Source organism: Homoserinibacter sp. YIM 151385 (assembly GCF_027912415.1).
Classification (GTDB): domain Bacteria; phylum Actinomycetota; class Actinomycetes; order Actinomycetales; family Microbacteriaceae; genus Schumannella.
The window spans coordinates 61833-85989 of record NZ_CP115175.1 but is presented as its reverse complement, the minus strand read 5'-3'; the positions used below and the strand labels follow the sequence as shown (position 1 = coordinate 85989).

Below are 24157 nucleotides of genomic sequence, written 5' to 3'. Positions count from 1 at the left end.
GACCGCATCCGCGCGCCCCGTCGGATCAATAGACTCAGGGGACGCGGGCTGACCCATCGCGCCCGCGGTCATGCACCGGAGCCGGCACGGCTCCGCCGATGAGAGGACGCCATGCCCGTCGCAACCCCCGATCAGTACGCCGAGATGCTCGACAAGGCGAAGCAGGGCGGCTACGCCTTCCCCGCCATCAACGTGTCCTCCTCGTCGACCATCAACTCCGTGCTGCAGGGCCTCACGGAGGCCGGCTCCGACGGCATCATCCAGGTGACCACCGGCGGCGCCGACTACTTCGCCGGCCAGTCCGTCAAGGCCCGCGCGTCCGGTGCCCTCGCCTTCGCGAGGTTCGCGACCGAGGTCGCCAAGAACTACCCCGTCACGGTCGCGCTGCACACCGATCACTGCCCGAAGGACGCCCTCCCCGGCTTCGTGCTCCCCCTCATCGAGGCGAGCGAGGCGGAGGTCAAGGCCGGCCGGGAGCCGATCTTCCAGTCGCACATGTGGGACGGCTCGGCCGTGCCGCTGTCGGAGAACCTCGAGATCGCGAAGGACCTCCTCCCCCGCATGAAGGCGATCCGCGCGATCCTCGAGGTCGAGATCGGCGTCGTCGGCGGCGAGGAGGACGGCGTCGCGCACGAGGGCTCGAACGAGGCCCTCTACACGACCATCGGGGATGTCACGGAGGCCGTCGAGGCCCTCGGGCTCGGCGAGCAGGGCCGCTACATCGCGGCGCTCACCTTCGGCAACGTGCACGGGGTCTACAAGCCGGGCGGCGTCAAGCTCCGCCCCGAGCTCCTCGGCGAGATCCAGGCCGGCATCCAGGCGAAGTACGGCACGGGCGAGAAGCCGCTCGACCTCGTCTTCCACGGCGGCTCGGGGTCGACCGACGAGGAGATCGCGCTCGCCGTCGCGAACGGCGTCATCAAGATGAACATCGACACCGACACGCAGTACGCGTACAGCCGCTCCATCGCCGACACCGTGCTCAAGAACTACGACGGGTTCCTCAAGATCGACGGCGAGGTCGGCAACAAGAAGACCTACGACCCGCGCGCCTGGGGGAAGGTCGCCGAGACCGCGATGGCACAGCGCGTGGTCGCGTCGACCCGCCAGCTCGGCTCGCACGGCCACTCCATCTCGGCCTGATCCGATCTGCCCGTCGAGGAGCGCGCGACGCAGGAGCCCGCGTCTCGCGACGCGTCCGGCTCCGCCGCGCGCTCCTCGACCGGCGAGCGGCTCAGGCGCTCGGGCCCGAGGGGAACTCGAACGACACCCTGAGGAACTGCTCGTCGTCCCAGACGAGGCCGTCCGCCGTGGTGCGCAGCGTCAGCAGGTAGGGGGCGAGGTGCATGATCCGCCTCCCCTCCGGCAGCTCCACGTCGAGGCTCACGCCGACCGCCGTCGAGCCGTCCGGCCGGGTGCGGAGCTCGACGAGCAGTGAGGTCGGGTCGATCCCCGGCGTCCCGAGGATCGCGCGCACGAGGCCGCGGAGCGCCGTCCGCTGGGAGGCGCGCATGCGATCCGCCCGGCCGTCGGGATCGATGACCGCGATGTGGGTCTCGGCCGCGATCGTCTCGAGCCAGCTGCGGTTCGCCTGCGCGACGAGGTCATCGCGCACCCGGCGCGCGAGCTGACCCGCGAGCGCGCGGTCCGCATCCTGGATCTCGCCTCGCTCGATGAGCTCCTCGAGGAACGGCACCGCCCGCGCCGTGAGCTGCGCGAGGCGGATGCGCTCGAGGCGCTCGGCCTCGTCGTCCCGCACGACGTCGGTCGAGACGACCAGCTGCGAGCGCCGCTCGAGCAGCACCCGCATCCGCCCGACCACGTGGTGCGAGAACACGCCCGTCACGCAGATGCCGGCGAGGAGCGGGAAGGCGATGATCACGACCGTCGCGATCGGCCCCCAGTCGGTCACGGTGTCCGCGACGATCGCCCAGCAGATCGGCACGGTGACGAGGGTCGTCGCGCCGCCGAGCAGCACGATCTCGCGCGTCGAGAGGTACGGCCCCAGTGCGCCGAGCGTCAGCGCGACCCCGAACGGCGCCCACCACAGCTGCACCTGGAAGCCCTCCTGGCCGGCGTAGCCGATGGCCGAGAGGACGAAGCCGAGGGAGGCCGTGGCGAGCGCGGCAGCGCCCATGACGCCGTCGAAGGCGCGCTGCTGGGGTCGCGTCATGAACTGCACGAACAGGGTCGCGGAGGTCATGAGCACGAGGGCGGCCGCCTGCCAGACGAGCCGTGTGCCGCTCGTCGTGAGCAGGCCCGCCGCGAGCCCCCAGCTGAAGACCACCCCGGTCAGCACGAGCGGGAGGTTCGGCCCGGTGAACCAGCTCAGCGGGTCGATGCGCTGCGCCGAGAGCGCGAGGGCGCGCTCACCGGGCGGCATCGTCGCCCCGCTCCGCCTCGGCATCCCGCGCGGTCGGCCCGCCCGCCTGCTGCGGCCCGTCGCGCTCCGGGTCGAGCCCCGGCACGAGCTCGGCGTCGAGCGGGTCGCGATGGCGCGATGGCTCGTGGGCGACGACCGTCTCGAGGATCGGCGCCGTCATGACGATCGAGGTGCCCTCCCCGGGCGTCGACCAGATGGAGACGCGGCCGCCGACGCCCTCGATGCGCTCGACGATCGAGCTCCGGACGCCGAGCCGGTCCTCGGGCACGCCGCGCGGGTCGAATCCACGCCCCTGGTCGATGACCATGACCGTCAGCCGGTCGTCCTCGTAGGCGATGACGATCTGCGCGACGTCCGCGCCGGAGTGCCGCAGCGCGTTCTCGAGCGCGGCGCGCAGGGCGCCGAGCACGGCCTCCATGACGCCGTCCTCGAGCCGGTAGATGCCCGATCCCGAGCCGGTCACCTGCACGGAGAGGCCGCGCCACTGGAAGTCGCTCACCATCCGCATGATGCGGTTGCGGATCTCGGCCCCCTGGTGGTCGGCGGGCACGACCGCGTCGGCGGTGCTGAGCCACTCGGCGCTCGTGAGCGTGTCGAGGTCCTCGCGCAGCCGCTGCCGGGCGGCCTCGTCGAGCCGATCCGGGCCGTTCATGATGATGGACAGGTCGTTGAGGAGCGTGTCGTGCACCGCGGCCGTCGTGCGCCGCGCGAGGTCCTCGCCGTGCTGCAGCCGCTGCGTCTCCGCCTCGAGCTCGTCGAAGTTCGGCACGCGCCGCCGCTGCACCCGCTGCACGGCCGCGAAGGTCAGGTACGCGACGAGGCCCAGCCCCAGCACCACCTGCGGCCCCAGGCCCGGCGAGAACTCCCTCCCGTGGATGAGCGCCGTGATCGCGTGCACGCTGATGGCGACACCCGAGCCGACGAGCAGCCACCCGATCCCCGCGATCGTCGAGGTCGAGGTGATGCCGACGAGCACGAGCGCGACGAGGGGCCGGTTGAGCATGAAGGTGTGCACGTCGTGCGCCTCCGGGATGCTGTTCATCACCTCGAGCTGGAAGCCGACCGCGACCGCGCCGCCGGCGAGGAGGTAGAAGACGACGGCGAGCGGCCGCGCCCACCAGGCCGCGAAGCCGAGGAGGCCGAGCTGCAGGAGGAGGAGCGTGACCGGCAGCGGCAGGAAGTCGCCCTGCCCCGCGGCGAGGTAGACCTCGACGACGACGGGGATGTCGAGCACGAGGCTCACGGCGCCGACCGCCCAGCCGATGCGGGAGAGGGATCCCGTGATCACCCCGGCGGCGACATCGCGAGGGAGGACGGCGACCCGCATGCGCATCCCCCCGGTCCTCGCGTGCGCCCCGGGCACGGGTCGCACGCTCGAATGATGCCACCTGCGGGCGGGCGGCGCGACGTGCCGCGCACCCTCAGCCTCAGCCGGCCGGCCGCTCCTGCACGTACTCGAGGTAGGCGGGGTCGCCGAGGAGGAGCGCGCCGAGCGCGACCAGGAGGATCACCGCCGCGAGCACACCGGCCGCGAGCGGGACCCAGAAGGCGGTGCGGCCGCGGCGCAGACGGCGCACGGCCCAGAGCGCGCCGAGGACCGCGAGCACGATCCACGCCGCGAGGACGGCCCAGCCGGTCGCGTCGGCGGCCTGCGTCGCGGACCATGCCGGAATCCCCATGTCGGCGAGGAGGCGGTCGAGCTGGATGCCGAAGTCGGTGAGGAGGGGCGCGTTCGTGACGATCTGGAAGACGCCGAGCGCGATGAGGAAGACGGTCGCGGGGCGATCCCAGCGGCGCGGCCCGGATGCGGCGCGGGCCCGGTCGCCGGCGGCGGCCCCGGCGGGCACGGGTGCCGCGACCCGAGCGGGGTCGGCGCGCTCCTCGGGCGCGGGGATGCGGCTCGCGGGGTCCGGCGGCGGCGGATCGCCGCGCAGGGCGGCCACCTCCTCGGGCGTCGCGTACTCGCCGTACCGCGGCCGGGGCCGCGCCCCGGGCGCCCGCTCCTCGCTCACCGCTCGCGCCGCCCGCCGAGGCCGCGCGCGTCGGCGTCGCCGGTGGGCGCCGTCCTGAGCTCCTTGGGAAGCGAGAACATGAGGTCCTCGTGCGCCGTGCGCACCTCCTCGACCTCGCCGTAGCCGGCATCCGCGAGGTCCTGCAGCACCTCGGCCACGAGCACCTCGGGCACGCTCGCGCCGCTCGTCACGCCGACCGTCTCGACGCCGTCGAGCCACGACTGGCGGATCTCGTCGGCGTAGTCGACGCGGTAGGCGGCCTTCGCGCCGTACTCGAGCGCGACCTCGACGAGGCGCACGCTGTTCGAGGAGTTCGCGGAGCCGACGACGATCACGAGATCGGCGTCCTTCGCGACCTTCTTGATGGCGACCTGGCGGTTCTGGGTCGCGTAGCAGATGTCGTCGCTCGGCGGGTCCTGGAGGTTCGGGAAGCGCTCGCGGAGGCGGCGCACGGTCTCCATCGTCTCGTCGACCGACAGCGTGGTCTGCGAGATCCAGACGAGGTTGTCGGGGTCGCGCACGACGATCGAGTCGACGTCCTCCGGGCTGTTCACGAGCGTGGTGCGCTCGGGCGCGTGGCCCATCGTGCCCTCGACCTCCTCGTGGCCGGCGTGGCCGATGAGGAGGATCTCCATGTCCTGCTTCGCGAAGCGGACGGCCTCGCGGTGGACCTTCGTCACGAGCGGGCAGGTCGCGTCGATCGCGTGGAGCTCGCGCTCGGCCGCCGAGGCGACGACGGCGGGGCTCACGCCGTGCGCGCTGAAGACGATGTGCGAGCCGAGCGGCACCTCGTCGGTCTCGTCGACGAAGATCGCCCCGCGCTGCTCGAGCTCGGAGACGACGTGCACGTTGTGGACGATCTGCTTGCGGACGTAGACGGGGGCGCCGTAGTGCTCGAGCGCCTTCTCGACCGCGACGACCGCGCGGTCGACGCCGGCGCAGTAGCCGCGGGGCGCGGCGAGGAGGACCCGCTTGGAGCCCGCGACGGGCTCGTCGCGGAGGCGCTCGCGCCGCTGGGGCGTCCGCGGGGTCTCGAGGGCCACGCCGAGGGCCCCGTTCGTGATCGTCATAGCGTGATCGATCCTACGCGGGCCGCCTGTGGAGCAGCCGGGCCGGGGTCGGCGGCATCCCGTAGCCTGTCCGGCATGAGCGAGCAGGCGGACGCGGCGGCCCCGACCCCGGAGTCCCCGTGGCCGGTCGGCACCCTCTCGCAGAAGATCCGCGGCTACATCGACCGGCTCGGCTCGGTCTGGGTCGAGGGCGAGCTCGCCCAGTGGAACGTCCGCGGCGCGAACGTCTACGGCAAGCTCAAGGACCTCGAGCAGGACGCGACGGTCTCCATCAGCCTGTGGTCGAGCGTGCGCTCGAGGCTCACGGAGGAGTTCGCGCAGGGCGACCGCGTCGTCGCCCTCGTGAAGCCCGACTACTGGGTCAAGGGCGGCACGCTCACGATGCAGGTGCACGACCTCCGGCACGTCGGCCTCGGCGACCTCCTCGAGCGCCTCGAGCGGCTGCGGCGCAAGCTCCAGGAGGAGGGGCTCTTCGACCCGGAGCGCAAGCGCCCCCTCCCCTTCCTCCCCGGCGTCGTCGGGCTCGTCACGGGCCGCGACTCCGACGCCGAGAAGGACGTGCTGCGGAACGCGCAGCTGCGCTGGCCCGGCGTCCGCTTCCGCGTCCGCTACGCGGCCGTCCAGGGCGATCGGGCAGCGACGGAGGTCGCGGCCGGCATCCGCGAGCTGGATGCCGACCCCGAGGTCGAGGTCATCATCGTCGCCCGTGGCGGCGGCGACTTCCAGAACCTGCTCCCCTTCAGCGACGAGGAGCTGCTGCGCACCGCGGCCGCCGCGCGCACGCCCATCGTGAGCGCCATCGGCCACGAGGCCGACCGCCCCCTCCTCGACGAGGTCGCCGACCTCCGCGCCTCGACCCCGACGGATGCCGCGAAGCGCGTCGTGCCCGACGTCGCCGACGAGCTCGCCCGCGTGCAGCAGGCGCGCGCCCGCATCGGGCTGCGGGTCACGGGACTCGTCGCGCAGGAGATCGACCGGCTCGGCCAGCTCCGCTCGCGCCCCGTGCTGGCGGAGCCGGGCACGCTCGTCGAGCGCCGCGCCGAGGAGGTCGTGCGCTGGGTGGAGCGCGGCTCGACCCTCGTCGACCACCAGCTCGAGCGCGCGGGCGCCCGCGTCGCCGAGCTCGCGAGCGGCCTCCGGGCCCTCTCGCCGCAGCGCACCCTCGACCGCGGCTACGCGATCGCCCAGCTGCCGGACGGCCGGGCGCTCCGCAGCGCGGCGGATGCGCCGGCGGGCACGACCCTCCTCCTCACCCTCGCCGACGGCGGGCTCTCCACGAGCGTCGAGGGCCCCGCCGAGACGATCGCCGGTCGCGGCTAGACTCGTGGCCGTGTCCGACTCCCCCCAGACCGACGTCGCATCCCTGAGCTACGAGGCCGCCCGCGACGAGCTCGTCCAGGTCGTCCAGCGGCTCGAGCAGGGCGCCGCGACGCTCGAGGAGTCGATCTCGCTCTGGGAGCGCGGGGAGGCGCTCGCGCAGCGCTGCGAGGAGTGGCTGCTCGGCGCCAAGGAGCGACTCGATCGTGCGCGCGCCGCGGCGACGGCGACCGGCGCCGAGGGCGCCGACCGCTCGTGAGCGGCGAGCGCGGCCCGCGCATCGTCGCGGAGCTCGGCCGCCCCGAGACCCCGCAGGAGACGGCCGACCGCAAGGCCGCGGCGAGCGCGAAGCGGCGCGCGAACCAGACGGCGCTCAACCTCGTCATCGCGCTCGTCGCCTCCCTCGCGATCGTCGCGTTCCTGATCCTCGTGGTCGTGCGACCGGATCCCGCCCCGCGCGAGAGCGTCGACTTCGCACGGATCGGCGCGAGCGCGCAGGACGACGCCGGCGGCCGGCTCGTGATCCCCGAGCTGCCCGCGGGCTGGAGCTCGAACCGGGCCGAGTACCGGGCCGTGGGCGACGTCCCCTCCTGGCGCATCGGCCTCCTGACGCCGCGCGTCGAGGGCCAGACGGGCTACATCGGCTTCGTGCAGGGCCTCGAGGGCAACGCGAGCTGGGTCTCGACCGAGCTGCGGGGCGCGATCCCGAGCGGCACCGTCGAGCTCGGCGGCGCGAGCTGGACGGTGTACGACCAGCGCGAGGCGAGGGATGCGGGCAACCGCGCGTACGCGCTGGTCAGCGAGCTCGGCGGGTCCACCTTCGTGCTCGCGGGGACGGCGGGCGATGCCGAGTTCGCGGCGCTCGCCGAGGCGGTCGCCGCGGGCGCCGCCCAGATCGAGGATGCCGGGCAGCCCGGCGAGGAGGAGGCGCCGTGAGCGCGGACAGCACCGCGGCCGAGGGCCGGACGACGCCGGCGCAGGCCTGGCACGAGATGGCGCGCGGCAACGCCCGCTTCGTCGCGAGCGAGCCGAGCCACCCCCGCCAGGACGTCGAGCGCCGCGCCGAGACCGAGGGCTCGCAGGCGCCGCACGCCGCGCTCTTCGGCTGCGCCGACTCCCGCCTCGCGGCCGAGATCATCTTCGACAAGGGCCTCGGCGACCTGTTCGTCGTCCGCAACGCGGGCCAGGTCATCTCCGACTCGGTCGTCGGCTCGCTCGAGTACGCCGTCGCCGTCCTCGACGTCCCGCTCATCGTCGTGCTCGGCCACGACTCCTGCGGCGCCGTCCGCGCCGCGATCGAGCAGGAGATGCCCGAGGCCGCGCCCCTCCCGCCGCACATCGCCCAGCTCATCGCGCCCATCCGCCCCGCGGTGCGCCGCGTGCGCGTCACGGGCGACTGGCTGACGGAGCCCGACGCGACCGTCGTCGGCCGCGAGCACCTGCGCGACACCGTCGGGGAGCTCCTGCAGTCGAGCGAGCTCATCAGCGACGCGGTCGCGGCGGGCACCCTCGCGATCGTCGGCGCGAACTACCGGCTGCGCGAGGGCCGGGTCGTGCCGGATGTCGTGATCGGCGCCGTCGACGCCGCCGACCTCCCCTGATCCACCCGGAACGCGCGAGACCCACGACACACCGCACGCACGAGAGACACGAGAGACAAGGGGCGCAACACGTGAGCACCGAGACCGAGTACCGCATCGAGCACGACACGATGGGCGAGGTGCGGGTGCCCGCATCCGCGCTCTACCGCGCGCAGACGCAGCGCGCCGTCGAGAACTTCCCGATCTCGGGCACGGGTCTCGAGTCCGCGCAGATCGTCGCCCTCGCGCGCATCAAGCGCGCCGCGGCGATCGTGAACGCCCGGATCGGGATCCTCGACGCCGGCATCTCGGACGCGATCGTCGCCGCGGCCGACGAGATCATCGGCGGGGAGCACCACGAGCACTTCCCCGTCGACACCTACCAGACGGGCTCGGGCACGAGCTCGAACATGAACATGAACGAGGTGCTCGCGACGCTCGCGACGGACAAGCTCGGGGCGGACGTCCACCCGAACGACCACGTCAACATGTCGCAGTCCTCGAACGACGTGTTCCCGACCTCCGTCCACGTCGCCGTGACGGCGGCCCTCATCCACGACCTGGAGCCCGCGCTCGAGCACCTCGCGAGCGCGCTCGAGGCGAAGGCCGAGCTCTGGAAGGACGCCGTCAAGGCGGGTCGCACCCACCTCATGGATGCGACCCCCGTGACACTCGGGCAGGAGTTCGGCGGCTATGCGCGCCAGATCCGCCTCGGCGTCGAGCGCGTCCGCACCGCGCTCCCCCGCGTCGCGGAGGTCCCGCTCGGGGGCACCGCGACCGGCACCGGCATCAACACGCCGAAGGGCTTCCCGCAGCAGGTCATCGCGGAGCTCGCGAGCGACTCCGGCCTCCCCGTGACGGAGGCGCTCGACCACTTCGAGGCGCAGGGCGCGCGCGACGGCCTCGTCGACGCCTCGGGCGCGCTCCGCGTCATCGCCGTCTCGCTCACGAAGATCTGCAACGACCTCCGCTGGATGGGCTCCGGCCCCAACACGGGTCTCGGCGAGCTCGCGATCCCCGACCTCCAGCCCGGCTCCTCGATCATGCCCGGCAAGGTCAACCCGGTCGTCCCGGAGGCCGTGCTCATGGTCGCGGCGCGCGTCATCGGCAACGACGCGACGATCGCCTGGGCGGGCGCCTCGGGCTCCTTCGAGCTCAACGTCGCGATCCCCGTCATGGGCACCTCGCTCCTCGAGTCGATCCGCCTCCTCGCGAACTCGAGCCGCGTGCTCGCCGACAAGACGGTCGCCGGGCTCGAGGCGAACCTCGACCGCGCCCGCGCGCTCGCCGAGTCCTCGCCCTCGATCGTCACCCCGCTCAACAAGCTCATCGGCTACGAGGCGGCGGCGAAGATCGCGAAGCACTCCGTCGCGAACGGGCTCACCGTGCGCGAGGCGGTCGTCGATCTCGGCTTCGTCGAGCGCGGCGAGGTGACCGAGGCGCAGCTCGACACCGCCCTCGACGTCCTCTCGATGACCCACCCGGGCTGATCGTGCCACGGGGTCGTCGCATCCTCGCCGCCGTCCTCATCGGGGCCGGTGCGATCGCCTACGGGCTCTCGCCGATCGACGTCATCCCCGAGCTCCTGACGGGGCCCATCGGGCTCCTCGACGACGCGGGCGTGCTCATCGGCGCCGCCTACGGGATCTGGCGCCTGCTCTCGGGCGGTCGCGGCGCCCCGGGGCGCCCGGGCGGGCCGGCGGCTCCGGGCGGTCCGGCCCCCCGGCCCTGATCAGGCGGAGGTCGGTGCCGGGCGCGGCATCACCGGGCCCGGCGTGAGCGCGAGCCACAGGGCAGGGATGCCGGTCGCGGCGCCGAGCAGCGCGAGGACGAGCCCCGTCGGCGCGGCATCGCCGCCATCGGTCATGAAGGTGTCCGCGAGCCCCATGCCCATCGTGAAGCCCGCCATCCAGACGCCGAACGCGGTCGCCGAGAGCGCGCCGAGCCCCGCGATCGCCGCCCGTCTCGGCGAGCGGGAGGCGCGGAGCCGCCGCAGCGGCAGCGTGCTCGTGGCGAGGATCGCGAGCACGGAGAGCACCGCGCCGGCGGCCCAGAGCCCGGGCGCGAGGGGCGCGCCGAGCTCGCCGGCGGCCTCCAGCCGTGCGTAGATCGCCTCGAGCGGGAGGCCGGGCACCTTCGCGAGCGGGTTCCACACGAAGACGTGGAGCAGCCCGAGCGCGGTCGTCCCGAGCACGGCGAGCGCCCCGCCGAGGGCGACGAGCGCCGTCGCGATCGGGCGCTCCGCCTCCGCCGCCGCACGCGGGCGGAGCGCGAGCACGACCGCGAGCGGCACGCCGACCGCCGAGCCGAGCACGAGCATCGCGACGAGGAGCACGGGGCCGATGACGAGGAGGCCGACGGCGCCGAGGACGAGGCACAGCGCGACGGCGAGCATCGCCGAGCGACCCGAGCCGGGGAGCACGAGCACGATCGCGGAGGCCAGGAAGCCCAGACCGGCGATGCCGGCCGCGAGGGCGAGCGCGGTCGCCGCCCCCTCCGCCGCGGCCAGCCACGGCATCCCCTCGCTGCGGCCGGCGGCGAGGAAGCACAGCATGGCGACGAGGAGCCCGCTGCCGACGAGCGCGGCGCCCCACCGGCCTCGGCGGAGGGCGAGCGAGCGGACGTCGAGGCCGCTCGCCCGGGGGTCGGCGCGGTCGATGGACACCGCGGTGGCGAGGGCGCCGAGGAGGACCTCGGCGGGGCGGCGGCCGAGCTCCGCGGCGCCGGCGGCATCGGCGGCCCACTCTTCGCGATACCGCTCGCGGACACCGGCGGGCATGGTCGCGGCGAGGATCCGCAGCAGTCGGGCGATCACGCGGTGGCTTCCGTCGCGCGCGCCCCGCGGGCGGCCGATCGGGCGCGACTCGTGAGCTCGGCGGCCGCGACGGCGCCGTCGGCGGTGAGCCGGTAGAGCCGGCGCCGGGGGCCGCTGCGCCCGGGCTCGTCCTCCCATCGGGATTCGAGCCAGCCGAGCCGCTCGAGCCGCTCGAGGATCGGATACACGCTGCCGGCGGGCCGCCCGCTGCGCTTGACGACGAGGAGCCCCCACACGGGTGCGGGCTCGGCGAGGAGCGCGTCGAGGGCGTCGAGGGTCGCGGGCGTCACACGGGCGAGCGGCTGCATGCGCTTACTCTAGCTATATAGAGATAGCGGGTCCACTCCGACCGCCCCCGCCCAGCCGAGCAGCAGCGCGGGCCCGAAGGGCTGCCGCTCGCGACGGCGCCCCGCGAGGAGCGCCGGCACGGCCGCGAGACCGCCGATGAGCACGGCCAGCATGGGCGTCGCGATCGCCGCGGTCGCGGTCGGCGAGGCGAGCCCCAGACCGAGCACGAGCTTCGCGTCGCCCATGCCGATCCCGCCCGTCGCCGCGAGCGCGGCGAGCACGCCCGCGACGAGGAGCGCGGGGACGAGCACGCCGACTCGCGCGCCCGCCGCCGCATCGAGCGCGAGACCGGCGACGCCGAGGGCCGCGAGCGGCGCCGTCACCGAGTTCGGGATGCGATGCTGCCGCAGATCCGTCCAGACGAGCCGCGCGCCGGCGAGCGCGAGGAGCGCGGCCGGCGCGAGCCACCAGCCGCCCGCGGGCTCCGCGAGGTGTCGGAGCGCGACGAGCGCCACGAGAAGCGCCGCGATCCCCGCCTCGATCCGCGCCCCCGGCGACTCGACGTCGGGCGGCAGCGGCGACGCGAGCGCCGGATCAGCGCGACGCGCTCCGAGACGGCTCCTCGCGGCGGTCGGCATCGTGCCACGGTAGCGAGCGCGCCGCTGTCGCGAGCGGGTTCTCCACATCCCGGATCCGGCCCTCGACGAGGTGGATGCGATGATCGGCGTCGCGCGCCGCCCGGCGGTCGTGGGTCGCGAGCACGACCGCCGCCCCCTCCCCCGCCGCCTCGCGGAGCACGCGCCCGAGGACCTCCCGGGATGCGGCATCCAGCCCCGCGTCGGGTTCGTCGAGCAGCAGCAGGCGGGCGCGGCGGACGAGCGCCTGGCCGAGGAGCGCGCGCTGGCGCTGGCCGCCGGAGAGCTCGCCGAGCCGACGCCGACGGAGCTCGCCGAGGCCGAGGCGGTCGATCGCCTGGGCGACGGCGGCGCGGTCGGCGCGCCGGAGCGGGCGCCAGAGCCCGAGGGCGGCCCAGCGGCCCATCGCGACGACGTCCTCCACGGTGAGGGGGAGCCGGTCGTCCGCCTCGCTCCGCTGCACGACGAGCGCCGTGGGCGGCGGTGAGCCGGCGGCCCACTCGAGCGAGCCCGTCGATGGGCGCGCGATCCCGGCGAGGAGCTCGAGCAGGGTCGACTTGCCGGCGCCGTTGCCGCCGAGCACCGCGACGACCCCGTGGGCGGGCAGCTCGACGTCGATCCGGTCGAGGGCGCGGGTGCTCCCGCGGAGGACGGCGACCCCGCGGAGCCGGACGAGGGTGGACATCCGGACACTCTATACGAAATGATAACCGTTCTCGTTTGGCTACCATGATCGTCGTGGACCATCTCCTCGAGCCGCTCCAGACGGCCTTCCTCCAGCGAGCGCTCCTCGGCGGCATCCTCACGGCCGCGCTCTGCGGCGTCGTCGGCACCTGGGTCGTCATCCGCGGCATGGCCTTCCTCGGCGAGGCGCTCGCGCACGGGATGCTGCCCGGCATCGCGATCGCCCTCCTCCTCGGCGCGCCGCCGGTGCTCGGCGCCGCCCTCAGCGCGAGCGCCATGAGCCTCGCCGTCGGCGCCCTCACCCGCCGACGCCGCCTCGCCGCCGACACGAGCATCGGCCTCGTCTTCGCGGGCATGCTCGCGGCGGGCGTCGCGATCGCCTCGGCGTCGCGGAGCTTCGCGGGCGACATCACCGCGATCCTCTTCGGCGACATCCTCGCGATCCGAGGCGAGGAGCTGGCCCTCCTCGCGGGCGGTCTCGCACTCGCGATCCTCGTCGCCGCGCTCGGCCGCCGCCCCTTCGCCCTCCTCGCGCTCGACGAGCGCATCGCCCACACGATGGGGATGCGGCCCCGGGTCGCGGAGATCGCGCTCACCGGGCTCGTGACCCTCGCCGTGGTCGTCGCCTACCAGGCGGTGGGCGCGCTCCTCGTCGTCGCGCTCCTCCTCGCGCCGGCCGTCGCGGCGGGCGCCTGGACGCGGCGGGTGCCGACGACGATGCTCCTCGCGGCCGCGCTCGGCTCGCTCGCGGTCCTGCTCGGGCTGCTCGCCTCCTGGCACCTCGGCACGGCGGGCGGCGCCTCGATCGCGCTCGCAGCGGTGCTCGTCGCGGGAGCCTCGCACGGTGTCCGGGCCGCGCTGGCGCGTCTGCGCGGCCGGTCGGCCGGGCCGCCGGCCGAGCCCGAGGACGATCCCGGCCACGACGACCGCATCCACCATCCCGACCACGACGACCACCCGATCCCCACCACCGAGAGGACCGCATGACCCCGCGCCCCGACCGGCCCCGCCTCCCCCGGGGCGCCACGACATCGCTCACCGCCCTGATCGCGGCATCCCTGCTCCTCGCAGGCTGCGCCGCCCCGACCTCCCCCGTCACGGACGGGCCGACCGGCGACGACGATCACGGGCACGTGGAGGGCGCCGCCGAGCTCGACGAGCCGCACCCCGCGCTCCTCGTGCTCGGCGAGGACGGCGCCCTCGAGCTCCTCGACCTCCTCGACGAGTCGCGGGTCGACCTCGGCACGACCGCCGCGCCCGAGGCGACGTGGACGGACGGCCGATTCGCCGCCTCCCTCGCCCCGGGTCGCGTCGCGCTCGTCGACAGCGGCCGGTGGACGCGCCCCCACGGCGACCACTCGCACTACTACGAGGCGCCGCCGCGGCTCCTCGAGGCGGTGACCGCCTCGGAGGCGGCGGCCGAGACCGAGCCGCCCCGCCTGCAGTCGAGCGAGGGGCGCACGAGCGTGCTGTTCCCGGGCTCCGGCGAGCTCGTCGTGCTCGATCGCGAGTCCCTCGGACAGGGCGAGATCGCCGAGCTCACGCGCGCGGTGCATCCCGGATCGAGCGCCGCGATCCCCGTCGGGGAGGCCGTCCTCCTCGGGGATGCGGGGGCGGGGCGCGCGCGGCTCCTCGACGACGACGGCGAGGAGCTCGCCTCCGAGGCGTGCCCGGACCCCGCAGGCGCACGGCTCACCCGCGTCGGCGCCGTCCTGGGCTGCGCCGACGGCGCCGTGCTCGCGGTGAGCGGATCGGACGGCGTCGAGCTCGAGCGCATCCCGTTCGGCGAGGCGGGGGCCGGTGATCCGCCACCCGCGGCCACCGCCTTCGCCTCCCGCCTCGACCGCCCCGCGACGGCGGGCGTCGCGGGCGACCGCGGCGCCTGGGTGCTCGACTCCCGGGCGCGCACGTGGTCGCTCGTGGAGACCGAGCGGCCGCTCGCGCTCGTCGCGGCGATCGACGACGACGAGGACCGCGTGGTCGCGATCGACCGGACGGGCCGGCTGCTCGTGCTCGACCCGGCATCCGGCGACACCGTCTCGGCGAGCGAGCCGCTCGCCGACGCCGCGGGACTCGAGGGCGCCGCGCTCACGGTCGACGCCGATCGCGCCTATCTCGCGCTGCCGCACGCGGGCCGGGTGCTCGAGCTCGACTACCGCGACGGCGGCACGGTGGCGCGCGAGTTCGAGGTGCCGCGCGGCGCCGTGGCGCTGGAGACGGGCCGATGAGGCGCGCGCTCCGCTCCGGAGGCGCGCGGGCCGGCGCCGCGGCGCTCGCGCTCGCGCTCTCGGCGAGCGCCCTCGCCGGGTGCGCGGCGCTCGGCGGCGACGACGGCCGCCCGCTCGTGGTCGTGACGACCGACATCCTCGGCGACGTCGTCGCGGGCGTCGTCGGCGAGGAGGCGGAGGTCGTGACCCTCATGCCGCCCGGCTCGGATCCGCACGCCTTCCAGCCGTCGGCCCGGGAGGCGGCCCGCGTCGCCGATGCCGATCTCATGGTCGCGAGCGGGCTCGGGCTCGAGGAGGGCGCCTGGCAGCTGGTCGAGTCGGCGGAGGCGGACGGCGTGCCGGTGCTCGTCGCCGGCGAGCTCGTGCCGACGCTCGAGGTCGCGGACGTCGACGGCGAGACCTCGCTCGACCCGCACTTCTGGAACGATCCCGCGCGCATGCGGCTCGTCGTCGACGGGATCGAGGCGGCGCTGCTCGAGCACGTGCCGGGGATCGACGGGGATGCCGTCGCGGCCTCCGCGGACGGCTCGCGCGCCGAGCTCGCGGAGGTCGACGCGGAGCTCGAGGCGGCCTTCGCCGCGATCCCGGCGGAGCGTCGACGGCTCGTGACCGACCACCACGTGCTCGGCTACCTCGCGGATCGCTACGGCTTCGAGGTCGTCGGGGCGATCGTGCCCGGCGGCACGACGCTCGCCTCGCCGAGCGCCGCGGACCTCCGCGGCCTCGCGACGACGATCCGGGAGGCCGGCGTGCCGGCGATCTTCGTGCAGGCCTCCCAGCCGGATCGACTCGCCCGGGTGCTCGCCGAGGAGGCCGGCGTCGAGGTCGCGGTGGTGCCGCTCCACGCGGAGACCCTGTCGGCGCAGGGCGAGGCCTCGAGCTATCTCGGCCTCCTGCGGGCGAACGCGGAGCTCATCGCGACCGCGCTCTCGGCGTGATTTTGTATTGAGAATGGTTATCAATAGGATGCTCGACATGAGACGACACCGCATCATCACGGCCGCCGGGGCACTCGCCGCCGCCGGCCTCCTCCTCAGCGGCTGCGCGACGAGCGCCGCCCCCGACGCCGCCCCCGACGAGACCGACGGGCAGGCCGCCGGAGCGCGCATCGCCGTCACCTACGAGGGCGGCATCGCCGTCCTCGACGCCGCCACCCTCGAGCAGGTCGCCGAGCTGCCCATCGAGGGCTTCACCCGCGTCAACCCCGTCGGCGACGGGCGCCACGTCATGGTCACGACCGCCGAGGGCTTCCAGCTGCTCGACACGGCGGCCGGCACCACGGGCGAGCCCGAGCTGACCGAGCTCGTGATCCCCGCGGACGCCGCCGGCCACGTGGTCCCCCACGCCGGCACGACCGTGCTCTTCGACGACGCGACCGGCGACGCCACCCTCTTCGACACGGATGCCTTCCTCGGCTCGCACGAGGCCCCCGAGTCCGAGGTGGTCGAGTCCGAGGACGCGCACCACGGCGTCGCCCTGCAGCTCGAGGACGGCACCCTCCTCACGACGATCGGCGACAGCGAGTCGCGCAGCGGCGTCCGCGCGCTCGGGGCCGGCCGGAAGGAGATCACCCGGAACGAGGAGTGCCCCGGCGTCCACGGCGAGGGCACGGCGGCCGGCGAGGTCGCCGTCTTCGGCTGCGAGGACGGCGTGCTCGTCTACGCGGCGGGCGCGTTCGAGAAGCTCGCCGCCCCCGACGAGTTCGGCCGCATCGGCAACCAGTTCACGACGCACGACTCGCCCGTCGCGCTCGGCGACTACAACGACGACCCCGACGCCGAGGGCTACGTGCTCTCGTCGTTCTCGCTCATCGACACCGCGGCGGGCGAGCTGAGCGTGCACGAGGCGCCGGCCGGATACACCTTCCGCGACCTCGCGCGCGGCCCGCACGACGAGGCGCTGCTCCTCGGCACCGACGGCGCCCTCCACGTCATCGACCCGGCGACGGGCGAGACCACCGCCTCCTTCCCGCTCATCGACGCGTGGGAGGGCCCCGCCGAGTGGCAGGACGCGCACCCGGCGCTCAAGGTCTGGGAGCACAGCGCGCTCGTGACCGACCCCGCCTCGGACCGCCTCCTCGCGGTGGACGTCGACTCGGGCGAGATCACCGCGACGGCGCAGCTCGCCGCGGCGCCCGTCGAGCTCGCGGTCGCCGGCTAGTCCCCCTTCGACGCCCCCGGGTCGCGACGACGTCCCCTGCCCGAGCAGGCGGGATCGTCGCGACCCGGGGGAATCGTGCGTCTACGCCAGCTCGTTCCCCTCCAGCAGCTCCGTCACGAGCGCCGCCACCGCCGAGCGCTCGGAGCGCGTCAGCGTGATGTGCGCGAACAGCGGGTGGCCCTTCAGCGTCTCGATGACGCTCGCGACGCCGTCGTGGCGCCCCACCCGGAGGTTGTCGCGCTGCGCGACGTCGTGCGTGAGCACGACCCGCGAGTTCTGCCCGATGCGCGAGAGCACCGTGAGCAGGACGTTCCGCTCGAGCGACTGCGCCTCGTCCACGATCACGAAGGCGTCGTGCAGCGAGCGGCCGCGGATGTGGGTGAGGGGCAGGACCTCGAGCATCCCCCGCTCCGTGACCTCCTCGAGCACGTTGTCGCTCACGAGGGCGCCGAGCGTGTCGAAGACCGCCTGCCCCCACGGGTTCATCTTCTCGTCCTTGTCGCCGGGCAGGTAGCCGAGCTCCTGCCCGCCGACCGCGTAGAGCGGGCGGAAGACCATGATCTTGCGGTGCTGCTGCTTCTCCAGCACCGCCTCCAGCCCCGCGCACAGGGCGAGGGCGCTCTTGCCGGTGCCGGCGCGCCCGCCGAGCGACACGATCCCGATCTCCGGGTCGAGGAGGAGGTCGATCGCGAGCCGCTGCTCGGCGCTGCGGCCGTGCAGGCCGAAGACGTCGCGGTCGCCGCGCACCAGCCTGAAGCGGCCGCGCGCGCTGACGCGCCCGAGCGCCGAGCCGCGCTCCGAGGTGATGACGAGGCTCGTGTTGATCGGCAGATCCTGCACCCGGCGCGAGGAGCCCTCCTCGGCGTCGTAGAGCGCCGCCATCTCCTCGGCCGAGAGCGGCAGCTCGGCCATGCCGGTGTAGCCGGAGTCGACGGCGAGCTCGGCGCGGTACTCCTCGGCCTGGAGGCCGATCGAGGCCGCCTTGACGCGCAGCGGCAGATCCTTCGACACGACCGTCACGGCGAGCCCCTCGTTCGCGAGGTTCATCGCGACGGCGAGGATGCGGGAGTCGTTGTCGTTCAGCTGCAGCCCCGAGGGCAGCACCGACATGTTCGAGTGGTTGAGCTCGACGCGCAGCGTGCCGCCCGCCTCCCCCACCTGGATCGGGAAGTCGAGGCGCTCATGCTCGACGCGCAGCTCGTCGAGGAGCCGCAGCGCCTGGCGCGCGAAGTAGCCGATCTCCGGGTCGTGCCGCTTCGCCTCGAGCTCGGTCACCACGACGACGGGCAGCACGACGGCATGCTCCGCGAAGCGGTAGACGGCTCTCGGATCGCTCAGCAGGACGGACGTGTCGAGCACGTAGGTCCGCTCCTGCTGGGCGGCGCCCGACGCCGCGGCGGCGTCCGGCTTCCGGCGGGTGGTGGAGCTCGACTGGGGCTGGTCGATTGCGGGCACTGCCACTCCTCGCCCGGATGCGAGGCGCATCCGGCTCTCAAATGGCGGAACGGCCGAAGTGCTCCACGGAGGCGAACTTGTGTGGCCGCTCCGATCAGACGCCATGCCTGATGGGTCTGAACCTACGCTCGGGTTCCGACACGGCTCGCCGCGACACGCGCGGGCATGTGACGATCTGGTGAACTGCGGTCAGCTCGTCGCCCAGGACAGCAGCGCGGCCCGGAGCATCGCGAGGGTCTCCGTGTCCGTCGAGGCGTGCGCGGACAGCCGCGCCGTCCCCGCGCGCACGGTCGCGCTGACGCCGTGGTTGACGAGGGATGCGGCGAGCGCCGTCAGCCGCTCGGGTTCCGGCTCGAGGACGACGATGCCCGCGCGCTCGTGCTCGGCCCGCGGCGAGACCACCGGCAGCGCGAACTCGTCGGCGAGGTCGATGATCTCGGAGACCCGCTCCGCGATCCGCCCGTTGACGGCCGCCACCCCGACCTCGGCGAGCTGCTCGAGGGCGCCGGCGAGCCGCGCCTGCGCGAGGGGGTCGGGGTTCGAGACCTGGAACGCGGCCGCGCTGCGCGAGGGCTCGGGGACCCCGTCCATGGGCGTGCCCTCGACATCCGTGCCGTTGATGCCCGACCAGACCGGGGTGAGGTGCTCGAGCGCGCGCTCGCCGAGCGCGAGGAAGCCCGTGCCCCAGCCGGCCCGCACCCACTTCTGGCCGCCCGCCGCGACGACGTCCGCGACCTCCCAGGGGGCGTCGACGACGCCGAAGCCCTGCATCGCGTCGACGATGAGGAGCCGGTCGCCGATGACCTGGCGGATGCCCTCGAGGTCGGCGAGGTAGCCGGTGCGGAAGTCGACGAGACTCACCCCGACCGCGACGACCGAGGGCGTGAGCTGCTCGCGGATGTCGCCCGGCGTCACGCGCCCGTGCTCGGTACGCAGCCAGACCGGCTGGACGGCGCCGAGCGCGGCGCGGGCGCGCTCGGCGGCGAAGGGGAGGCTCGGGAACTCGGCCGGCGAGATGAGCACCCCGCCCGTCAGCCCGAAGACGGCGTGCATGAGGCCCTGCGTGGTGTTCGGCTGGAACACGATCTGCGAGGCGTCGAAGCCGGTGAGCGCCGAGACCGCCCGGAGGACGCGGGGCCGCTGCTCGAAGAGCGCGCCCGCCGCGCCGGGACGCGCGTGCTCGAGCACGTGGGTGAGGCTCGCCAGCTCGCCCGCGACGGCCGTGCCCGTCGGCCCGAAGGCCGCGAAGTCGAGGAAGCCGGGCTCCTCGGAGAAGGAGGCCGCGTAGTCGTCGATCCCCGTCATTGGCCAAACCGCCGATGCCGCTTCGCGTAGTCGCGGAGCGCGCGCAGGAAGTCGACCTCGCGGAGGTCGGGCCCGAGCGCCTCCACGAAGTAGAACTCGCTGTGCGCGCTCTGCCAGAGCATGAAGTCGCTGAGGCGCTGCTCGCCCGAGGTGCGGATGATGAGGTCCGGGTCGGGCTGCCCCTGGGTGTAGAGGTGCTCGCCCACCATCTCGGGCGTCAGGTACTCGGCGAGATCGACGATCGTCCCGCCGCGCTCGCCGTGCGCGCGCACGATGCTGCGCATCGCATCCGTGATCTCCCGGCGTCCCCCGTAACCGACCGCGAGGTTCACGTGCAGGCCGCGGTTGCGGGCGGTGCGCGCCTCGGCCGCGCGGAGCACCTGCACGAGCGCATCCGGGAGCCCGTCGGCGGCGCCCACGTGCTGGATGCGCCAGTCGGCCGCGCGTGAGAGGTCGTCGGCGAGGTCGGCGATGATCTCGACGAGCTCGCGCAGCTCCTCCTCGGGGCGCGCACCGAGGTTGTCGGTCGAGAGCAGGTAGAGCGTCACGACGCCGATGCCGGCGTCGTCGCACCAGCCGAGGAACTCGCGCATCTTCTCGGCGCCCGCCCGATGCCCGTGCGCGGCCGTCTCCAGCGCCCGCTCGCGCGCCCATCGGCGGTTGCCGTCGATGATCATCGCCACGTGCGCGGGATGCGCGCGCCCCTGCAGCTGCCGACGGAGTCGCGCCTGGTAGAGGCCGTAGAGGAGGCCGCCGCCACCTCGCCTGCTCCGCTCGCGCACATCGCTACGGTAGTCCACCGCGGCTCCCAGCGGACCCGCCCGTGCGCGGGCCTATCATCGGGGCATGCCCCGCCGGACGAGACACGACGCCCCCGCTGCAGCCGAGCGCGCCGCGGCCGACCCCTCGGGCGATCTCCCCAACATCCCGCTCCTCCACGACGAGCTCACGCACGGCCAGGTGGAGCTCAAGCCGACCTGGCGCGGCTGGATCCACGCGGTCACCTTCCCCCTCGCGATCGCGGCGGGCGTCGTGCTCATCGTCCTCGCCGACGGCGGCCCCGCGAAGGCGGCCTCGGCGATCTTCATGGCCTCCTCGCTGCTGCTCTTCGGCGTCTCGGCGACCTACCACCGCTTCAACTGGAGCCCGAGGGTCAAGGCGATCTTCCGCCGGATCGACCACTCCAACATCTTCCTGCTGATCGCCGGCACCTACACGCCGCTCGCGGTGTGCGCGCTCCCGGTCGACAAGGCGACGCTGCTGCTCGCGATGGTGTGGGGCGGAGCGCTGCTCGGCATCGGCTTCCGCATCTTCTGGCTCTCGGCGCCGCGCTGGCTCTACGTCGCGCTCTACATCCTGCTCGGCTGGGCGGCGATGCTCTACATCGTCGACCTGTTCCAGGCGAACGTGGCGACCATGGTCCTCGTGGTCGCGGGCGGCCTGTCGTACACGGTGGGCGCCGTGTTCTACGGCCTCAAGCGGCCGAACCCCGTGCCGGGCGTCTTCGGCTTCCACGAGATCTTCCACTCGTGCACCGTGATCGCGTTCCTCGCGCAGTGGACCGGGATCCTGCTCATCGCGCTCGACCCGGTCGCGGTCTAGCGGGCGCCGGGCTGCTCGGGCTCGGCGGGATCCGTCGTCGGCGCGTCCGACGCGGGCGTCGCGCCCTCGGCCTCCGCGGCCTCGCGCTCGGCGCGCTCCGCATCGAGCTGCTCGCGGATCTGCGCGCGGTAGGTGAGGCGGCGCACGCGGCGCACCATGTCGATGATGAGCAGGACCGCCGCGATCGCGATGCCGGCCGTCGCGATGAAGCCCCAGACGCCCGGGAAGACGAGCTCGTCGGGCACGCCCGACGGCGGCACGAGCGGATCGGGGGTGGCGGCGGCGAGCCAGTGGAGCACGGGTGCCTCTCGGTCGAGAGCGAATAGCCTGGAGCCAGTTTAGACGCCGCACCACCACCTCAGATCCGGACGCCACGTGACCCAGCCCGCCGCCCACGACCTCGATGCCCGCTACGGGCGCACCCCCGGCCGCCGCCGTCGCCGCACCGTGCTCGCGATCGTCGCGGGCACCGCCGCCGTGGCCCTGTCGGTCGCCTGGGTGGTCTGGGTCGGGCTCTTCGGCGCGGACTCCAGCCTCGAGGTCCGCGACCTCGGCTACACGCAGCTGGAGGGGGAGGTGACGGTGCGCTGGGAGCTCACCGCCGAGCCCGGCAGGACGGCATCCTGCGCGGTCGAGGCGCTCAACGCGACGCACGCGATCGTCGGCTGGCGCATCGTCGACATCCCCGCCTCGGAGGCCCGCACGAGGCCCTTCCGCGAGACGATCCGGGTCACCGAGCCCGCCGTCACCGGATTGATCTCCGAATGCTGGCTGACCTAGACTGGGCGATCACCTCGCACCACCTGACCCGGAGACCGGCCGATCCTGGCCGGTCTTGATCTTTGAGGAGGACATCATGTCCGACGCCCCCACCACCTGGCTGACCCAGGAGTCGTACGACCGTCTCGCCGCCGAGCTCGAGGAGCTCAGCGGGCCGGCGCGCGCCGACATCGCGAAGAAGATCGAGATCGCGCGCGAGGAGGGCGACCTCAAGGAGAACGGCGGGTACCACGCTGCGAAGGACGAGCAGGGCAAGATCGAGGCCCGCATCCGATCGCTCACCGCGCTCCTGCGCAGCGCCGTCGTCGGCGAGGCGCCCGAGAGCCACGGCGTGGTCGAGGTCGGCACCGTCGTCACCGCGAAGATCGCGGGCGACGATACCCGCTTCCTGCTCGGCAGCCGCGAGATCGCGGACGACAGCTCGGACCTCGACGTCTACCCGGCCACGAGCCCGCTCGGCCAGGCGATCCTCGACCTCAAGATCGGCGACACGACGAGCTACGCGGCCCCCAGCGGCAAGGAGATCGCCGTCGAGATCGTCGACGTGCAGACCTACACCGGCTGAGGTCGCCCACGGCTCGTCGAGGGGCGCGCGCTACTCCAGGTCGACGCGCGGCTGGTAGCCGGCCCCGCGCAGGACCTCGAGCACGTGCTCGGCGTGCTCCGAGCCGCGCGTCTCCATGTGGATCTCGATCTGCACCTGGCTGATGTGCAGACCCACCCCGTGGCGCGTGTGCAGCACCTCGACGACGTTGGCGTTCGCCTCGGCGATGAGGTCGGCGATGCGCGCGAGCTGCCCCGGCCGGTCGGGCAGCGGGATCGTCACCTTGAGATAGCGCGAGGAGGCCGAGAGGCCGCGGCTGATGACGCGCTCCATGACCATGGGGTCGATGTTCGCGCCCGAGAGGATCACGACGGTCGGACCCTGCGGCTGCACGGCGCCCGTGAGCAGCGCCGCGACGCCGACCGCGCCGGCCGGCTCGACGACGAGCTTCGCGCGCTCGAGGAGCACGAGGATCGCGCGGGCCGTGTCGTCCTCGTCGACCGTCACGACCTCGTCGACGGCGCGGCGGATGATCTCGAAGTTGAGGGCGCCCGGCTTCCCGACCGCGATGCCGTCGGAGAGCGTCGAGGTGATCGGCGTCAGCGTCGGCTCGCCGGCCGCGAGCGAGGGCGGGTAGGCCGCCGCGTTCGCCGCCTGCACGCCCGTGACCCGCACGCGCCGGCCGAGTTCGGCCTCCAGCCACTCCACCGCGACCGCGACGCCCGAGGCGAGGCCGCCTCCCCCGACGGGGACGACGATGTGCTCGACATCCGGCGCCTGCTCGAGGATCTCGAGCCCCAGCGTCGCCTGGCCGGTGACGATGTCGTGATGGTCGAAGGGCGGCACGATGACGGCGCCGGTGCGCTCGGCGAAGTCGCGGGCGGCCTGGAGCGTCTCGTCGACGATCGCGCCGTGCAGGACGACCTCGGCGCCGTAGCCGCGCGTGGCCTGCAGCTTCGGGAGCGCGACGCCGAGCGGCATGAAGATGGTCGCGCTGATCCCGAGCTCGCGCGCCGCGAGCGCGACGCCCTGCGCGTGGTTGCCGGCGGAGGCCGCGACGACGCCGCGCGCGCGCTGCTCGGCGCTGAGCTGCGCGATGAAGTTGTAGGCGCCGCGGATCTTGTACGAGCCGGTGCGCTGGAGGCTCTCGGCCTTGAGGAGCACCTGGTGCCCCGCGAGCCCCGAGAGGAAGCGCGAGGAGAGCATGGGCGTGACCTCGATGACCTCGGCGACGCGCTCGCGCGCCTCCTCGATCTCGGCCAGCGTGGGGCCGGCGGCGGTCGTGAATTCAGCGGACAC

The 24157-nt window shown here is 74.2% G+C and carries 27 protein-coding genes; 14 read left to right on the top strand and 13 right to left on the bottom strand.

Going from position 1 to position 24157, the window contains the following annotated elements:
* The first annotated feature begins 111 nt into the window (after nt 1-111).
* A complete protein-coding gene (gene fbaA / locus OF852_RS00440; protein ID WP_271119848.1) occupies nt 112-1143 on the top strand; it encodes a class II fructose-bisphosphate aldolase in 1032 nt (343 codons plus the stop codon).
* 91 nt (nt 1144-1234) lie between these two features.
* Here the strand turns inward: fbaA and OF852_RS00435 are convergent, their stop codons facing one another.
* The 4 genes from OF852_RS00435 to OF852_RS00420 form a co-directional block, all read right to left on the bottom strand.
* Complete coding sequence (locus OF852_RS00435; RefSeq protein WP_271119847.1) at nt 1235-2383, bottom strand: hypothetical protein; 1149 nt, start codon at nt 2381-2383, stop codon at nt 1235-1237.
* The gene (locus tag OF852_RS00430; RefSeq protein WP_271119846.1) at nt 2370-3716 is read right to left on the bottom strand and encodes a sensor histidine kinase; all 1347 of its coding nucleotides are present in this window, start codon (nt 3714-3716) and stop codon (nt 2370-2372) included. Before OF852_RS00430 ends, OF852_RS00435 begins: the two co-directional genes overlap by 14 nt.
* 94 nt (nt 3717-3810) lie before the next feature.
* A complete protein-coding gene (locus OF852_RS00425; RefSeq protein ID WP_271119845.1) occupies nt 3811-4395 on the bottom strand; it encodes a DUF6264 family protein in 585 nt (194 codons plus the stop codon).
* Nucleotides 4392-5465 carry a 4-hydroxy-3-methylbut-2-enyl diphosphate reductase gene (locus OF852_RS00420; protein ID WP_271119844.1) on the bottom strand — a complete coding sequence of 358 codons (1074 nt, stop codon included), beginning with the start codon at nt 5463-5465 and terminating at the stop codon, nt 4392-4394. The genes OF852_RS00425 and OF852_RS00420 overlap by 4 nt, the downstream gene beginning before the upstream one ends.
* Before the next feature lie 75 nt (nt 5466-5540).
* On the opposite strand from OF852_RS00420, the gene xseA reads away from it, so the two are divergent.
* The 6 genes from xseA (at nt 5541) to OF852_RS00390 (ending at nt 10094) form a co-directional block, all read left to right on the top strand.
* Nucleotides 5541-6785, top strand: coding sequence for an exodeoxyribonuclease VII large subunit (gene xseA / locus OF852_RS00415; protein WP_271119843.1), 1245 nt, complete (start codon nt 5541-5543; stop codon nt 6783-6785).
* A gap of 10 nt (nt 6786-6795) precedes the next feature.
* Entirely contained in the window at nt 6796-7041 is a 246-nt protein-coding gene (locus OF852_RS00410) for an exodeoxyribonuclease VII small subunit (protein ID WP_271119842.1), read from the top strand.
* Nucleotides 7038-7718 carry a DUF4245 domain-containing protein gene (locus OF852_RS00405; RefSeq protein ID WP_271119841.1) on the top strand — a complete coding sequence of 227 codons (681 nt, stop codon included), beginning with the start codon at nt 7038-7040 and terminating at the stop codon, nt 7716-7718. The genes OF852_RS00410 and OF852_RS00405 overlap by 4 nt, the downstream gene beginning before the upstream one ends.
* Before the next feature lie 56 nt (nt 7719-7774).
* Nucleotides 7775-8383 (top strand): carbonic anhydrase, encoded by a 609-nt coding sequence (locus OF852_RS00400; RefSeq protein ID WP_271121191.1) that lies wholly within the window; start codon nt 7775-7777, stop codon nt 8381-8383.
* A gap of 110 nt (nt 8384-8493) precedes the next feature.
* Nucleotides 8494-9852 carry a class II fumarate hydratase gene (locus OF852_RS00395; protein WP_271121190.1) on the top strand — a complete coding sequence of 453 codons (1359 nt, stop codon included), beginning with the start codon at nt 8494-8496 and terminating at the stop codon, nt 9850-9852.
* 2 nt (nt 9853-9854) lie between these two features.
* Complete coding sequence (locus OF852_RS00390) at nt 9855-10094, top strand: DUF1232 domain-containing protein (RefSeq protein WP_271119840.1); 240 nt, start codon at nt 9855-9857, stop codon at nt 10092-10094.
* On the opposite strand, the gene OF852_RS00385 is transcribed toward OF852_RS00390, so the two are convergent.
* The 4 genes from OF852_RS00385 to aztA are packed head-to-tail and all read right to left on the bottom strand — an operon-like array spanning nt 10095 to nt 12785.
* Nucleotides 10095-11177 (bottom strand): hypothetical protein, encoded by a 1083-nt coding sequence (locus tag OF852_RS00385; protein WP_271119839.1) that lies wholly within the window; start codon nt 11175-11177, stop codon nt 10095-10097.
* Nucleotides 11174-11485: a PadR family transcriptional regulator gene (locus OF852_RS00380; protein ID WP_271119838.1), complete on the bottom strand. Its 312-nt coding sequence runs from the start codon at nt 11483-11485 to the stop codon at nt 11174-11176. The genes OF852_RS00385 and OF852_RS00380 overlap by 4 nt, the downstream gene beginning before the upstream one ends.
* 9 nt (nt 11486-11494) lie before the next feature.
* Nucleotides 11495-12103, bottom strand: coding sequence for a prepilin peptidase (locus tag OF852_RS00375; RefSeq protein WP_271119837.1), 609 nt, complete (start codon nt 12101-12103; stop codon nt 11495-11497).
* On the bottom strand, nt 12060-12785 hold the full coding sequence (aztA, locus tag OF852_RS00370) for a zinc ABC transporter ATP-binding protein AztA (protein WP_271119836.1): 726 nt from the start codon (nt 12783-12785) through the stop codon (nt 12060-12062). The genes OF852_RS00375 and aztA overlap by 44 nt, the downstream gene beginning before the upstream one ends.
* Nucleotides 12786-12838: 53 nt before the next feature.
* Between aztA and aztB the strand changes: the two genes are divergently transcribed.
* Genes aztB through aztD form a run of 4 tightly spaced genes read left to right on the top strand, consistent with a single transcriptional unit; the run spans nt 12839 to nt 17172 of the window.
* Nucleotides 12839-13771, top strand: coding sequence for a zinc ABC transporter permease AztB (gene aztB, locus OF852_RS00365; RefSeq protein ID WP_271119835.1), 933 nt, complete (start codon nt 12839-12841; stop codon nt 13769-13771).
* A complete protein-coding gene (locus OF852_RS00360) occupies nt 13768-15012 on the top strand; it encodes an ABC transporter (protein ID WP_271119834.1) in 1245 nt (414 codons plus the stop codon). The genes aztB and OF852_RS00360 overlap by 4 nt, the downstream gene beginning before the upstream one ends.
* Nucleotides 15009-15950, top strand: coding sequence for a metal ABC transporter substrate-binding protein (locus OF852_RS00355; protein WP_271119833.1), 942 nt, complete (start codon nt 15009-15011; stop codon nt 15948-15950). Before OF852_RS00360 ends, OF852_RS00355 begins: the two co-directional genes overlap by 4 nt.
* Before the next feature lie 37 nt (nt 15951-15987).
* The gene (gene aztD / locus OF852_RS00350) at nt 15988-17172 is read left to right on the top strand and encodes a zinc metallochaperone AztD (protein ID WP_271119832.1); all 1185 of its coding nucleotides are present in this window, start codon (nt 15988-15990) and stop codon (nt 17170-17172) included.
* 81 nt (nt 17173-17253) lie between these two features.
* On the opposite strand, the gene OF852_RS00345 is transcribed toward aztD, so the two are convergent.
* The 3 genes from OF852_RS00345 to OF852_RS00335 all read right to left on the bottom strand — a co-directional run bounded on the left by OF852_RS00345 (nt 17254) and on the right by OF852_RS00335 (nt 20714).
* Nucleotides 17254-18531, bottom strand: a complete 1278-nt coding sequence (locus tag OF852_RS00345; protein ID WP_271121189.1) for a PhoH family protein — start codon at nt 18529-18531, stop codon at nt 17254-17256.
* Between the two features lie 285 nt (nt 18532-18816).
* Nucleotides 18817-19932 carry an aminotransferase class V-fold PLP-dependent enzyme gene (locus OF852_RS00340; protein WP_271119831.1) on the bottom strand — a complete coding sequence of 372 codons (1116 nt, stop codon included), beginning with the start codon at nt 19930-19932 and terminating at the stop codon, nt 18817-18819.
* Nucleotides 19929-20714 (bottom strand): isoprenyl transferase, encoded by a 786-nt coding sequence (locus OF852_RS00335; protein WP_271119830.1) that lies wholly within the window; start codon nt 20712-20714, stop codon nt 19929-19931. Before OF852_RS00335 ends, OF852_RS00340 begins: the two co-directional genes overlap by 4 nt.
* Nucleotides 20715-20778: 64 nt before the next feature.
* On the opposite strand from OF852_RS00335, the gene trhA reads away from it, so the two are divergent.
* Nucleotides 20779-21534, top strand: a complete 756-nt coding sequence (gene trhA, locus OF852_RS00330; RefSeq protein WP_271119829.1) for a PAQR family membrane homeostasis protein TrhA — start codon at nt 20779-20781, stop codon at nt 21532-21534.
* Here trhA and OF852_RS00325 read toward each other — a convergent pair.
* Nucleotides 21531-21833 (bottom strand): hypothetical protein, encoded by a 303-nt coding sequence (locus tag OF852_RS00325; protein ID WP_271119828.1) that lies wholly within the window; start codon nt 21831-21833, stop codon nt 21531-21533. The genes trhA and OF852_RS00325 overlap by 4 nt on opposite strands.
* A 76-nt stretch (nt 21834-21909) precedes the next feature.
* Between OF852_RS00325 and OF852_RS00320 the strand changes: the two genes are divergently transcribed.
* Complete coding sequence (locus OF852_RS00320) at nt 21910-22314, top strand: DUF4307 domain-containing protein (RefSeq protein WP_271119827.1); 405 nt, start codon at nt 21910-21912, stop codon at nt 22312-22314.
* Nucleotides 22315-22390: 76 nt separating this feature from the next.
* Nucleotides 22391-22879 carry a transcription elongation factor GreA gene (gene greA / locus OF852_RS00315; RefSeq protein WP_271119826.1) on the top strand — a complete coding sequence of 163 codons (489 nt, stop codon included), beginning with the start codon at nt 22391-22393 and terminating at the stop codon, nt 22877-22879.
* A 30-nt stretch (nt 22880-22909) separates the two neighbouring features.
* On the opposite strand, the gene ilvA is transcribed toward greA, so the two are convergent.
* Nucleotides 22910-24157, bottom strand: coding sequence for a threonine ammonia-lyase (gene ilvA, locus OF852_RS00310; RefSeq protein ID WP_271119825.1), 1248 nt, complete (start codon nt 24155-24157; stop codon nt 22910-22912).